Here is a 13428-nt window from a genome sequence, read left to right as displayed (position 1 = left end):
ATGATCGAGACCCTGCGTGTAGCAGTGATCGGTGCCGGACGCATGGGCATCGACCACATCGAACGACTCAGCCGCCGCATCAGCGGAGCCCGGGTGTCCGTCGTCGTCGACGTGGACCAGGCCCGCGCGGAAGCCGCCGTGGCCGGCCTGCCCGACGCCGTTGCCCTCACCGACGCCGACGAGGCACTGGCGCGGGGCGACGTCGACGCCGTCCTGATCGCCACTCCGGGCTTCCTCCATGAGGACACCGTCCTCAAGGCCCTCGAGAAGGATTTGCCGATCCTGTGCGAGAAGCCGCTCACCCCCGACGCCGAGTCCGCCCTGCGGGTTGTCCGCGCCGAGGAGAAGCTGGGCAGGCAGCGCATCCAGGTGGGCTTCATGCGCCGATTCGACGCAGAGTATGCACAGCTCGGCGGGGTCATCCGGGAAGAGAAGCTGGGCGAGCTGCTGATGCTGCACTGCGCACACCGCAACCCGGACACCCCCGCCGGCTTCACCAACGAGATGCTGATCAACGACTCCGTGGTGCACGAATTCGATGTGATCCGCTTCCTCGCCGGTGAGGAGATTACCAGCGTCCAGGTACGCCTGGGCAAGCCCACCCGCAACGCGCCCGAGGGCCAGCACGACCCCCAGCACGTCCTGATCGAGACGGCGTCCGGTGTGCTCGCCGATGTCGAGATCTACGTCAACGCACAGTTCGGCTATGAAGTCGCCACGCAGGCTGTCTTCGAGCAGGGCACGGTGACCATCGGCGGCGACAGCGGACCCTATATGCGCACTGCCGGGACCTGGGGCGGCCGGGTGACTCCCGGATTTGAGGAGCGTTTCGGCGCCGCGTACGACGTCGAGGTGCAGGCCTGGGCCGACGCCGCACGCCGCGGCACCATCGGCGGCCCCTCCGCGTGGGACGGCTATGCGACCGCCGCGTGCTGTGAGGCCGGTGTACAGGCACAGAAGACCGGAGAGAAGGTCACTGTCAACCTCGTCGAGCGGCCCGCCCTTTACGGCCAGGCCCGTGAAGCCGAACTCGTCTGAGAGGTCCTCATGAAAATCGCGCTTGATCCCACCCCGTTCCACTCCAGCCACAGCCTCCTCGAATTCCCGCAGTTGGCCGCCGATCTGGGGTACGAATACCTCCAGCTCACCCCGCATCCGGACTTCATCCCCTTTTTCGCCCACCCCAAGGCCGACGACGAACTGGTCCGCAAGCTGCGCGCCGCGTGCGACGACGCCGGGGTCCGGATTGCCTCGGTCCTGCCGGTGCTGCGCTGGTCGGGCCCGGATGAGGAGACCCGCGCTGCAGCCGTGCGCAAGTGGAAGCGCGCCATTCAGCTCACCGTCGATCTTGGTGTGAGCACCATGAACACAGAGTTCAGCGGTCGGCCGGAGCGGGCAGAAAAATCCGAGGACGCCTTCTACAAGTCCATGGAGGAGCTCCTGCCGATCATCGAGCGCGAAGGCCTCGATGTCCTGATTGATCCGCACCCGGACGATTTCGTCGAGGAGGGCCTGGCGGCGTTGCGCGTGATCCGCGGCCTCAACTCCCCGAACATCGGTATGGTCTACGTCGCCGCCCATACCTTCCACATGAAGGACTCACCCCTTGAAATCATGCAGGCGGCTGGGGACAAGCTGCGCCTGGTCCACGTCGCGGACACGATGGACCACCACCGGTCTCACGGGCTGCGGTACATCACCAACCCGCCCGGCAATCCGGTCCGCGTTCACCAGCACCTGAAGATCGGCGACGGCGACGTCAACTGGGACGAATTCTTCGGCGGCCTCGCCGGGATCGGGTTCCTCGATAAGGAGGACACCGTCATGGTTTCCAGTGTCTTCGCCGAGAACGAGAATGCGGAACAGGTCTCGAAGTACCAGCTTGAGCGCATGCGCAGCCTCTCCCAGGCCGCTCGGCCCTGATTCGCTCCCCCTACAGAACCCGCGCGCTTCCGGCGCGCCCAGGAGAACTTATGACTACCCTGCCCACTGCCGATAGCGCGCGCCCGACGGCGCCCGGTGACGACCGGCAGAGCAAGTATCTTCGACGCATCACCTGGATCGCCACGCTCGGCGGTCTTCTCTTCGGCTTCGACACAGGTGTGATCAACGGCGCCCTGCCGTTTATGGCAGAGGACCTTGCGCTTACCCCCTTCACCGAGGGGCTTGTGACCAGTTCACTGCTCTTCGGGGCCGCGTTCGGTGCCGTCTTCGGCGGCCGCCTGGCTGACAGGTACGGCCGGCGCCGGATGATCGTCGTCCTCGCTGTCGTCTTCCTTCTCGGGACCCTCGGTGCCTCCTTCGCGCCGGATGTCACCGTGATGGTGCTGTCCCGCTTTGTCCTCGGGCTGGCGGTTGGCGGCGCTTCGGTGATGGTGCCGATCTTCCTGGCCGAGCTTTCCCCGGCCGCACGGCGCGGGCAGATGGTGACTCGGAATGAACTGATGATCGTGACCGGCCAGCTGCTGGCCTTCATTACCAACGCGTTCCTCGGCAACGTCTTCGGCGACGCCGACGGGGTGTGGCGCTGGATGCTCGTCATCGCCACACTTCCGGCCATCGGACTCTGGATCGGCATGCATTTCGTTCCGGAAAGCCCACGCTGGCTAGCCTCCATCGGTAATTTCGGCGAGACGCTTGCCGTGCTGAACCGGATCAGGGCGCACGAAACCGCCCGCACCGAGTTCGACGAGGTGAAGGCGATGGCGGTCGAGGACTACAAGGCCAAGATGGGCACCATCAAGGACCTGAGCGAGCCCTGGCTGCGGCGTGTCTTCATTGTCGGCCTGGGCCTTGCAGTGATCCAGCAGATCACCGGCGTCAACTCGATCATGTACTACGGCACGCACATCCTCGACGACGCCGGCTTCGGAACCCAGGCCGCGCTGACGGCAAATATCGCCAACGGCGTGATTTCGGTGGCAGCGACCTTCGTGGGCATCTGGCTGCTGGGCAAGGTGGGACGCCGGCCCATGCTCATCACCGGGCAGGTCGGTACGACGTCTGCCCTGCTCGCCATCGGCATCTTCTCCCTGGTGCTGCCGGAGGGCACGCTGCGCGGCTTCGTCATCCTTGCCTTCACCATCACCTTCCTGGCTTTCCAACAGGGAGCGATCTCTCCGGTGACCTGGCTGATGCTCTCCGAGATCTTCCCGCTGAAGATCCGCGGGATGGGCATGGGTGTCTCCGTCTTCGTGCTTTGGATGGTGAACTTCGCGGTCAGTTTCAGCTTCCCGATCCTGGTGGCAGCGATCACGATCTCCAACACGTTCTTCTTCTTCGCGGCTCTCGGCGTAGGGGCGATTCTCTTCGCCCGCAGGTTCATTCCCGAAACCCGTGACAAGAGCCTCGAGCAGCTGGAGCACGAATTCAAGGAAGCCCACGCCGCGGCATCCCAACGCTGACTGCGCCGCAGCGCGGGCACACCTCCCCGCAAGCGTCCAGGCGTGACAGCACTTTGGCCATCGGATAGGGGTGCACCGCTATCCGATGGCCAAAGTGCTACCATTCCGGGGCAGCTGTGGGGAACTGGTCATGCGTCGAACGGCAGCCGGGGGTCGACCTGCTGGGAATCCCAGGTCTGGCGGACCCAGCCGTGGTGCGGGTCATCGCTGATGAGCCACTGCCGGACCGGGCCCGGACCGGCCATGACGTTGAGGTAGTAAAGGTCGTATCCGGGAGCAGCCATGGCGGGGCCGTGCCAGCCGTAAGGGACCAGGACGACGTCGCCTGTCCGAACCTCGGCGGAGACATCGATCGGCCGATCATCCGACGCATACACCCGCTGGTAGCCGACGGCATCAGCGGGCGTCGGCGCCGACGCATCCGCGGCACGGGTCTCGAAGTAATAGATCTCCTCGAGCGAAGTTTCGCCTTCTTTCTCCTCGTCGTGCTTGTGAGGCGGGTAAGAGGACCAGTTGCCCGAGGGCGTGAGCACCTCGCAGACTATGAAACGGTCCGCTTCCAGCGCCGCCGGGGTGCCGAAGTTGTGCACCTGTCGCGAGCAGTTGCCGGCTCCCCGGAGTTCGACGGGGATATCTTCCGCCAGGATGAGTCGCGCAGGGTAGCTGCTGGACGCCGGCGCTGATGCAACGGCAACGCGGGCGCCCTCGTCGGTGCTCAGTGTCAGGGCTGTATCGGTGCCGGAGTAGTACACATCGCTGGGTCCGGTGAAGACCGAGGCCCGGCCCCGCAGGATAACGTCGCCGTCTTCGGTTCCAACCCGCACCGCGCCTTCAAGCGGAATGACTATGCGTTCCTCCGCGGCCGCAGCGAGGTGTACTGCCTCGTTTGCCTTGAGAGTGGTGACCCGCAGGCCGGTGTGCATCCAGCCACCTGGCGCAACGGCGTCGTCGGTGGCCCCGAGGGCCACCTCCCAGTTGCCGCGCGCAGCCGTGCGATGGGGGTAGAACCAGTCGGTCATGATGGATCCTTTCGGTGACGGTTTTGCGTCAGCGTTGGACGAGGGTCATTTCAAAGCTGTAGGAGTCCGCCCGATAGACGTGGCGGCCGGTCTCGACGGCGCGACCAGTGTCGTCGACAGCAGTGCGTTCCATCGTGACCAGGGCTGCCCCGACCTCGGTGCCGAGCAATTTCGCCTGATATTCGTTGGCCGTGACAGCTCCGATGCGCTGGTTGGCCAACCGAAAGTTCACCCCGGCAGTTCGGAGGATTTCGTAGAGGCCCCTTTTGGCCAGACCGGACTCATCCATGTCGGTGATGTCGTCCCGCACTGAATTTTCCATCAGAGCCAGCGGCTTCCCGTCCACCGATCGCAACCGGGTGAAGTGGTAGACGCGGGCGCCGGTTCCGAGCTGAAGTGCTTCACGCGTGGGTTCGTCGGCGTCGACATGGGAGAAGCTGAGCACTTCCGTCTGGGGCTTACTCCCGGTGCGCGTGAGGTCATCAAACAGGCTGGAGAGCTCAAGATGGCGGCGCACTTGGCTCGAAACCACCTGGGTGCCGACCCCGCGCTTGCGGACCAGAAGACCGGAGCGAACCAGTTCATCCATCGCCTTGCGCATGGTCGGGCGGGAGAGGTTGAGCTGCGCAGCGAGGTCGATTTCATTGTCGAGGCGCGTGCCTGCGGGCAGTGTCCCGCCGTGGATGGCGGCCTCGATGCCCTGGACCACCTGGTGATAGAGGGGGACGGGTGAAGACCTGTCGATATGGAGTTTGAGCGGGGTGGCCACGATTGAACTCCTCCTTCGGGACTGTCGGTCACATGTCTACTTGTCAGGACATAAGACATATGTACTTTGATCATAACAGCGTACGTTGAATCTTCGACAGTGCTGATGCTGATGTAAATATGTCCTTACATACTGTTGACTTATGTGACTGGAGTCACCATGATGGATGCAGGACCACCGACACCCACTTCCGTCCGGGCAACCAAACGGTGGAACCCGCCCAGCGGGACCTCACGAACCAAAGGAGATTCGCGTGATTAAAAAGTTTGAGTGGCGAAAGGTGGCCGCAGGCCTCGTCCTCGTCCCCATGCTTGCCCTGGCAGCCTGCTCCAGCGGCGGCGGTCGACCCCAGGAGGACGGCGGCAATGCCGAAGGCGGGCAGGTCGCCGAAACCGAGCGCATGAAGATTGCCCTCATCACCCACGCGTCCGGCGGCGACACCTTCTGGGACATTGTCCGCAAGGGGGCGGAGGAGGCTGCTGCCAAGGACAATGTCGAACTGCTGTACACCTCGGATCCTGAAGGCGGCCGCCAGGCTCAGCTCATCGAACAGGCCATAGACCAGGGTGTGGATGGAATCGCCGTGACCCTCGCCACCCCCGACGCACTCAAGAGCGCGTTGCAGAAAGCAACGGAGGCTGGAATTCCTGTCGTCAGTCTCAACGCCGGTGAAGGGGTGTCCGCTGAACTCGGCGCATTCACGCACTTCGGCTCCAACGAGCAGCTTGCCGGCGAAGCCGTCGGCGAGCGCCTTGCCGCTGACGGATACGAGCACCCCATCTGCGTCATCCAGCAGCAGGGGCACGTCGGCCTGGAAGCTCGCTGCGCCGGTGTGAAGGCCAAGGTTCCCGGCACCGAAATCCTCTATGTCAACGGACAGGACATGACGGCCGTCGCCTCCACAGCTACAGCCAAACTGCAGGCGACCAGTGACGCCGACGTCATTATCGGCCTCGGCGCACCCATCACCCTTACGCTGCTCGACTCCATCAAGGACGCCGGAAGCGAAGCGAAGGCTGCGAGCTTCGACATGAATGCGGAGCTGGCGCAGAAGATCGTGGACGGCGAGGTGCTCTTCACCGTTGACCAGCAGCCCTGGCTGCAGGGCTATGGCTCGATCGATGCGCTGTGGCAGGCCAAGCGCGGCGGCTTCAAGATCGGCGGCGGCCAGCCGGTGCTGACCGGCCCGGCGATCGTCGACCAGGAGTCCGCCCCGGATGTCCTTAAATTCGCCGAACAGGGCGTCCGCTAGCAGTACCGCAGAGCCGGCGCGGGGGTCGGCAATCCAACGAGCCCCCGCTCCGGTCCTAACAGGAGATTAAACATCATGAGCAACGCGACACTCACCACCCCCCCAATCCTCGCCGCGGATGAACGCGTGGGGCAGAAGAGCACCATGTCCAAGCTGCTGGGGCGCCCGGAGATCGGAGCCCTGGTCGGAGCTATCGGCCTCTTCGCCTTCTTCGCCCTTGTGGCCCCCACCTTCCTGCAGCCGTCGTCATTCGCGACAGTCCTGTACGGCTCCTCGACTATCGGCATCATGGCCGTCGGGGTGTCACTACTGATGATCGGTGGAGAGTTCGACCTGTCCACCGGAGTGGCCGTGATCAGTTCGGCCCTGGCTGCATCACTGTTCAGTTGGTTCTTTTCGTTCAACGTCTGGGTCGGCGTCTTCCTGGCGCTGGGCGTGTCGCTGCTGATCGGATTGATCAACGGGATCATCCTCATCAAGACAAAGCTGCCAAGCTTCATCGTTACGCTGGCAACCTTCCTGATGCTCGCCGGCCTGAACCTTGCCCTGACCCGCCTGATCGGTGGAAGTGTTTCATCCCCGAAGATCTCCGCCATGGACGGCTTCGATTCCGCACGCGCTGTCTTCGCCTCCTCGGTGAACGTCGCCGGTGTCGATGTGAAGATCACAGTCTTCTTCTGGATTGCCATGGTTCTCGTTGCCTCCTGGATCCTGCTCCGCACCAAGGTCGGAAACTGGATTTTCGCCGTCGGCGGTGACGCCAACGCGGCCCGGGCAGTCGGCGTGCCGGTCGCGGCAACCAAGATCGGCCTGTTCATGGGTGTGGGTTTCTGCGGCTGGATCCTCGGGATGCACAACCTCTTCGCTTTTGATGCTGTGCAGTCGGGCGAGGGTGTGGGCAACGAGTTCCTGTACATCATCGCCGCGGTGATCGGTGGGTGCCTCCTAACCGGCGGCTACGGGTCGGCGGTCGGCGGCGCAATCGGTGCTTTCATCTTCGGGATGGCGAACAAGGGCATCGTGTACGCCGAGTGGAACCCGGACTGGTTCAAGTTCTTCCTCGGCCTGATGCTCCTGATCGCAACTGTCGTCAATCTCGTGGTCAAGCGCCGCGCGGAACTGAAGTAAGAGGTTCGTTGACAATGAACGCCGAAAAAACCCGGAAAGACCACATCTCCAACGCCACCCTGCTGCAGGGAGAGACCGACCCGCTGACTGACCGGCCGGTTCACCTGCTTCAGCTGGATGGCATCGGCAAGCACTACGGCAATATCATCGCACTGCGGGATGTGACCATGGCCGTGGACAACGGCCGCGTCACCTGCGTCCTGGGCGACAACGGGGCCGGCAAGTCAACCCTGATCAAGATCATTGCGGGCCTGCACCAGCACGACGAGGGAACTCTTACCGTCATGGGCGAGGAGCGCAAGTTCTCCTCCCCACGCGACGCGCTTGACGCTGGCATTGCAACGGTGTACCAGGACCTCGCCGTCGTCCCACTCATGCCGATCTGGCGCAACTTCTTCCTCGGATCCGAGCTGACCACGGGCTTTGGTCCATTCAAACGGCTCGACGTCGAGAAGATGAAGGAGATCACCAAGAATGAACTCGCCGACATGGGCATCGACCTGCGCGATGTGGAGCAGCCCATCGGGCAGCTCTCCGGCGGTGAACGCCAGTGCGTGGCCATTGCACGGGCGGTCTACTTCGGCGCGAAGGTGCTGATCCTTGATGAGCCCACGGCAGCACTGGGCGTCAAGCAGTCCGGCGTCGTGCTCCGTTATATCCTGCAGGCCCGCGACCGCGGCCTCGGGGTCATCTTCATCACCCACAACCCGCACCACGCGTACCCGGTGGGCGACAGGTTCCTGCTGCTCAAGCGTGGAAAGTCAATCGGCTACCACCACAAGAAGGACATCACGCTCGATGAGCTGACCGGGCAGATGGCCGGCGGAGCGGAGCTGGCCGAACTGGCGCACGAGCTCGAGGCAATGGGTGGGCACACCGACATCCTCGCCGAGGTTGAGAAGGAGACCGCCTCCATCGGCGGTGAAAGCAAGGCGAAATAACCGTACGACGACGACGGCGGCGGCCGGCCAGGGCATTCCCAGGCCGGCCGCCGTCGTCGTTCCTTCATCGACATCAATTAGGTGAGGACCCGCTGACCTCCGCTCCGGCATCACGGTGCAGCGTCATGCTGTCGATTGTGCTGAGGAGCATCAGGAGGGCGATGGAGAGGAACGTGCCCCGGTAGGCCGCTGTATCGCTCCCGGCTGCTGTGCTGTCCAGCAGATCACCGAGCACCGGGCCGGGCAGGGTGGCAGAGTCGAACACCCGAAGGAGGAGGGCGCCGACGGCGATTCCTGTTCCGGCGGCGAGCTGGACAAGAGTGGCGGAGACGACGTTCGCGGAGGTGAGTTGCTGCGGCGTGATATCCGCATACTGGAGGGAAGCATAAGCTGAGAACCCGATTGAGCGGAACACTCCGCTGAGGACGAGCAGTGCAACGATCAACGCTTGCGGGGTGTCGGCAGTGATCATGGCGCAGAGGGCGAAGGTGCCGGCGGAGGCGAGAGACGCAAAAACCAGGACCGGCTTAAATCCGAGCCGGCGGATCAGCGGCGTAGTGACCGGCTTGATTCCGACGTTTCCAATGAAGACGGCGGCTACCATCGCCCCGGAATGGACAGGGTTCCAGCCGAATCCTTCCTGGAACATCAGCGGCAGGAGGAAGGGTACGGCGCTGATCGTGGCCCGGTAGATGAAGCCGCCGGTATGCGTCGCCCTGAATGTCCGGGTGGAAAACACGTAGAGGTCGAAGAGTGGATTGGCTGCCCTGCGCATCCACAGGACGCCGGCTGCCAGGGTGGACATGCCGGCCGCCAGCCCAAGGGCGGTCCATGTTCCCTCCGGATGGGTGCCCGCCAGTTCCAATCCTGTCGCGAGTGCTCCAACGCCGAGAGTGACGAGGACCAGCCCAAGCCAGTCAAGCCGGCGGCCCCGGCCGGTCGGGGCTCGTGGAACCAGGCGGAGCGCCGCCATGAACGCCGCCGCCCCGAGCGGCAGGTTGATGAGGAAAATCCAGTGCCAGGACAAGTACTCTGTCAGCGACCCACCCACCAGCGGCGCCAGCACCGGCGCCAGCAATCCTGGCCACACCAGATACGCCGTTGCGCGCAGGAGCTCCGGTTTGGGGGTGCCGCGGAGCACCACGAGGGAACCCACGGGGACCATCAGCGCGCCGCCTGCCCCCTGAAGTATGCGGCTGAGAGTCAGCATGGTCAGATTGGGGCTCAGAGCGCAGAGCAGGGAGGCAATCGTGAACATCGCGATGGCCAGGCAGAAGATGCGGCGGGCTCCTACCCGTTCAACGAGCCACCCGCTGAGCGGAATACCCATGGCCACTGTCAATAAGTAGACGGTCATGGTGATGTTCACGCTGGCAGGCGAAACCCCGAACTCATCGGCAATGCTGGGGATGGCCGTGGTGAGGACCGTTCCGTCCAGGAACTCCATGAAGAAGGTGGCAGCTACCAGCAGAGCAAGCCGTCGGTTCCACAATTGCGGCCCGTCAGGAGTCGCCGACATCAGGGCGGAGGCTTCGTCGTGGAGGACCTGGTGACGAGCGAAGGCTTCCGGAGGATGTGCCGCGGTTCACGCTCGGGATCCCCGATACGGGCCAACAGGGCGCGGGCGGCGTCGACACCAATGTCGTCACTATGGTTGTCCACGCTGGTCAGGTTGAGGTAGCTGGCAGCAGCAATAGCGGTGTTGTCATATCCTGCGACAGAAACCTGCCGGGGAACTTCCCTGCCCCGCTCCCGCAGCGCTGCGAGCGCGCCGAGCGCCATCGTGTCATTTGCCGCAAAGATCGCTGTGACTCCGGGGTGGTCATCCAGCAACTCCCCGGCGGCCGCATAGCCTGCCCCCTCAGTGGTCCCACCGAGTTCACCTGTGACCAGCGCGGGCAGGCCTGCCTCCGACATCGACTCACGATAGCCGGCGAGTCGGAGCCTGGCAGCCCCGCTGCGACCGGTCAGATGACCGATTGACCGGTGCCCCAGAGCAAACAGATGCTGCAGAGCCATGCGGGCGCCGAGCACATCGTCGGTTGCAACGATGTCGGCGCCCGAGGGAATGCATTCCCGGGATCCGGCGACAACCGTGGGGATGGTCAGCCGTTCCAGCATCGCAGGCTCCGGTTCAGCCGCCAGTACCAGCCCTTCTGCATGCATTGCCAGGAAACCGTCCACCGGGTTGCGCCCGGAGACGGCGTCGAGCTGCAGGTCCGCAACGGTCACATGGAACTCCTCGGGGTCCAGGACCGACCTCAGTCCGCGCAACAGGTCCACAAACCACGGGTTGCCGAAGTCATCAATCACGACGCCGATAGTACGGCTCCTGCTGCCGGCGAGGGAGCTCGCGGCACGGCTGGGCCGGTAACCCAGTTCCTCGATTGCTGCGTCCACTGCACGCCGTCGGGAAGGACTGACGTTGGCGGACCCGCGCAGGACAAGTGACACCAGCGATTTCGAGACGCCGGCGCGGGCAGCAACGTCATAGATCGTCGGACGGGGAATTGGCGGGATCATAACGGCCACCACCTCCTTTCCCTCGTTCCGACAAACCTGTCAAGAATAAAGACCTATTGACAGGACAATATCACCCGGTTAGCGTATTTATGGAGCGCTCCAAAAAATCCATTCCAGCGTTCCCCCTTACATCTTCCCCAGATTTCAAAGGAGAGATCATGCGTGATTCCCTCGGTGTAGCCGTCATCGGCGCGGGCATGGCAGGTAAAGCCCATGCCGCGGCGTACCGGACAGCAGCCTCGCTCTATAACCCCGTCCTGCCTCCGCTCCGGTTCGTCTCCATCGGAGACGTGAATGCCCAGTTTGGCTCCGCCGCCGCCCAGCGCTTTGGTTACGAACGCCATGACAGTTCCTGGCAGGCCATCGCCGAGGCCGACGACATCGATGTGGTCAGCGTGGTCATCGCCAACAGGCTCCACCGCGAGGTGGTCGAGGGACTGCTGGCCGCGGGCAAGCATGTGCTCTGCGAAAAGCCCCTGAGTGACACGCTCGAGGACGCCCGCGCCATGGCCGCTGCGGCCAATGCTGCCTCCACCACCGCGCGTATCGGCTTCACCTTCCGCCGCACGCCCGGCATTGCCTACATTCGCGACCTCATCCGCAACGGCACCCTCGGGAAGGTCCTCCACTTCAGCGGTCGCTACTGGACGGACTACGGGTGCAGCCCCCATGCGCCGATGAGCTGGCGTTACAAGGGCGGTCCGGGCAGCGGTGCTCTCGCCGACGTCGGAAGCCATCTGGCGTACGTGGCGGAGTTCCTTTGCGGAGATATTCAGTCCGTCAGCGGCGGCGAGCTGAGCACAGTGATCAACCAGCGCCCGTTGCCGCTCGGTGCAGTGCTGGGACACGACCACTCCGCCGTCAGTGACTCTTTCGAGCCGGTGGAGAATGACGACGTCGCTGCCTTCGGTGCGCGCTTCCCCGCCGGTATCGGTGCCCTTGAGGTTTCCCGGGTGGCCGCCGGCCACGCCAACACCCTCACCTTCGAGGTGTTCTGCGAAAACGGTGCCGCCGTTTTCAACCAGCGCCGTCCCGCGGAAATCGGTCTTTTCCTGCACGAGGGCGCAAGCGCGAACAACGGCTACCGCCAGGTTATCCTCGGCCCGGAGCACCCGTACCTTGCCGGCGGCCTGGCTATGGATGCTCCCAGCGTCGGTTTCGGCCAGAATGAGGCTTTCGTCTATCAGGCCCGCGCCTTCCTTGAGGAAGTCGCAGGGGTGCCCGAGGATGCATCCCTGCCCCGCTGCGCGAGCTTTGATGAGGGGGTCCGCAATATGGAGATCCTGGCAGCCGTCACTTCCTCCGCCCAGGCCGGAGGCCAGAGCATGACCATCCCGGCTCCGGCGTTCGCCTGAACCTCCTCTGAACTTCGTCCGAAAGGATCAGCACCATGAAACTCGGCGTCTACAACGCGATTCTGCACGACCGCCCACTGCCTGAGGCGCTCAAGGTTATCGGTGGCCTCGGTCTTGAGGGCATCGAGATCAATACGGGAGGTTTCCTCCCTGCGGTACACGTCCCCACCTTCGACGAGATCCTCGAGAGCGACGCGGCGCGCGACGACTACCTCGGAATCTTCGAGGGAACAGGGGTGTCCATCGCCGGCCTGAACTGCAACGGCAACCCGCTGCATCCCAGGCCGGAAATCGGTGAAAAACACGCCGAGGACATTCGCCGCTCCATCCGCCTCGCCGAGAGGCTGGGCCAGAACCGGGTGGTCACCATGTCCGGTCTGCCCGGTGGTGAGCCGGGTGCGACGGTCACCAACTGGATTGTGAACGCATGGAACTCGGCCGCACTGGATGTTCTGGGCTACCAGTGGAAGATCGTGGCCGATTTCTGGAGGGAGACCGATCGGCTGGCTGCGGACCACGGCGTCAAGGTGGCGCTGGAACTGCATCCGCAGAACGTCGTGTTCAACACCGCCGATGTTTACAGGCTTATTGAGTTGACGGGGGCCACCCATGTGGGCGTGGAGCTGGACGCGTCCCACCTCTTCTGGCAGCAAATGGACCCGGTGGCAGTGATCCGCGAACTTGGACCGCTCGTGCTCCATGCCGCGGCCAAGGATGTCCGGATCAACCCGGGCAACGCCCGACTCTACGGCGTGCTCGACAACAGTTTCCGCCGGCTTTCGCCCGAGGAGCCGCGCACCAACCTTGGCGGCGACGAATGGGCCAATGAATGGCCAAAGGACTCCGCCTGGGACTTCGTGGCGCTCGGGCGCGGGCACGACACCGCATACTGGGCCGAATTCCTCCAGGCACTCCGTGAGGTAGACCCGGAAATGATGGTCAACATCGAGCATGAAGATGTTTCCCTGGGTCGGATTGAAGGACTGGAGGTCGCGGCAGCCGTACTGCGTGAAGCTGCCGCCGTCACGGTGTCATAA

The 13428-nt window shown here is 63.9% G+C and carries 12 protein-coding genes; 8 read left to right on the top strand and 4 right to left on the bottom strand.

The window, feature by feature from the left end; all coding sequences use genetic code 11:
• Genes BLS52_RS08005 through BLS52_RS07995 form a run of 3 tightly spaced genes read left to right on the top strand, consistent with a single transcriptional unit; the run spans nt 1 to nt 3404 of the window.
• Complete coding sequence (locus BLS52_RS08005) at nt 1-1038, top strand: Gfo/Idh/MocA family protein (protein ID WP_090585747.1); 1038 nt, start codon at nt 1-3, stop codon at nt 1036-1038.
• Nucleotides 1039-1047: 9 nt separating this feature from the next.
• Complete coding sequence (locus BLS52_RS08000; protein WP_090585745.1) at nt 1048-1923, top strand: sugar phosphate isomerase/epimerase family protein; 876 nt, start codon at nt 1048-1050, stop codon at nt 1921-1923.
• Nucleotides 1924-1973: 50 nt separating this feature from the next.
• Nucleotides 1974-3404 carry a sugar porter family MFS transporter gene (locus tag BLS52_RS07995; RefSeq protein ID WP_090585743.1) on the top strand — a complete coding sequence of 477 codons (1431 nt, stop codon included), beginning with the start codon at nt 1974-1976 and terminating at the stop codon, nt 3402-3404.
• A 128-nt stretch (nt 3405-3532) separates the two neighbouring features.
• Here BLS52_RS07995 and iolB read toward each other — a convergent pair whose 3' ends face one another.
• The gene (iolB, locus tag BLS52_RS07990) at nt 3533-4423 is read right to left on the bottom strand and encodes a 5-deoxy-glucuronate isomerase (RefSeq protein WP_090585742.1); all 891 of its coding nucleotides are present in this window, start codon (nt 4421-4423) and stop codon (nt 3533-3535) included.
• A gap of 28 nt (nt 4424-4451) precedes the next feature.
• The gene (locus BLS52_RS07985; RefSeq protein WP_090585740.1) at nt 4452-5192 is read right to left on the bottom strand and encodes a GntR family transcriptional regulator; all 741 of its coding nucleotides are present in this window, start codon (nt 5190-5192) and stop codon (nt 4452-4454) included.
• Between the two features lie 256 nt (nt 5193-5448).
• On the opposite strand from BLS52_RS07985, the gene BLS52_RS07980 reads away from it, so the two are divergent.
• The 3 genes from BLS52_RS07980 to BLS52_RS07970 all read left to right on the top strand — a co-directional run bounded on the left by BLS52_RS07980 (nt 5449) and on the right by BLS52_RS07970 (nt 8513).
• Entirely contained in the window at nt 5449-6444 is a 996-nt protein-coding gene (locus BLS52_RS07980; protein WP_245702761.1) for a substrate-binding domain-containing protein, read from the top strand.
• A gap of 75 nt (nt 6445-6519) precedes the next feature.
• Nucleotides 6520-7572 (top strand): ABC transporter permease, encoded by a 1053-nt coding sequence (locus BLS52_RS07975; protein ID WP_090585737.1) that lies wholly within the window; start codon nt 6520-6522, stop codon nt 7570-7572.
• A 14-nt stretch (nt 7573-7586) separates the two neighbouring features.
• Nucleotides 7587-8513 carry an ATP-binding cassette domain-containing protein gene (locus tag BLS52_RS07970; RefSeq protein ID WP_090585735.1) on the top strand — a complete coding sequence of 309 codons (927 nt, stop codon included), beginning with the start codon at nt 7587-7589 and terminating at the stop codon, nt 8511-8513.
• Nucleotides 8514-8586: 73 nt separating this feature from the next.
• Here the strand turns inward: BLS52_RS07970 and BLS52_RS07965 are convergent, their stop codons facing one another.
• On the bottom strand, nt 8587-10032 hold the full coding sequence (locus tag BLS52_RS07965; protein ID WP_090585733.1) for an MFS transporter: 1446 nt from the start codon (nt 10030-10032) through the stop codon (nt 8587-8589).
• A complete protein-coding gene (locus BLS52_RS07960; RefSeq protein WP_090585732.1) occupies nt 10032-11036 on the bottom strand; it encodes a LacI family DNA-binding transcriptional regulator in 1005 nt (334 codons plus the stop codon). Before BLS52_RS07960 ends, BLS52_RS07965 begins: the two co-directional genes overlap by 1 nt.
• Before the next feature lie 158 nt (nt 11037-11194).
• Here BLS52_RS07960 and BLS52_RS07955 point away from each other — a divergent pair, with 158 nt between their 5' ends.
• Entirely contained in the window at nt 11195-12391 is a 1197-nt protein-coding gene (locus tag BLS52_RS07955) for a Gfo/Idh/MocA family protein (RefSeq protein ID WP_090585730.1), read from the top strand.
• A 35-nt stretch (nt 12392-12426) separates the two neighbouring features.
• Complete coding sequence (locus BLS52_RS07950; protein WP_090585728.1) at nt 12427-13428, top strand: sugar phosphate isomerase/epimerase family protein; 1002 nt, start codon at nt 12427-12429, stop codon at nt 13426-13428.

It is taken from the genome of Arthrobacter subterraneus (genome assembly GCF_900099735.1).
In the GTDB taxonomy this organism is placed as follows: domain Bacteria; phylum Actinomycetota; class Actinomycetes; order Actinomycetales; family Micrococcaceae; genus Arthrobacter_D; species Arthrobacter_D subterraneus.
The sequence above is the reverse complement of the archived record's forward strand: the minus strand, read 5'-3'. Positions and strand labels throughout refer to the sequence as shown.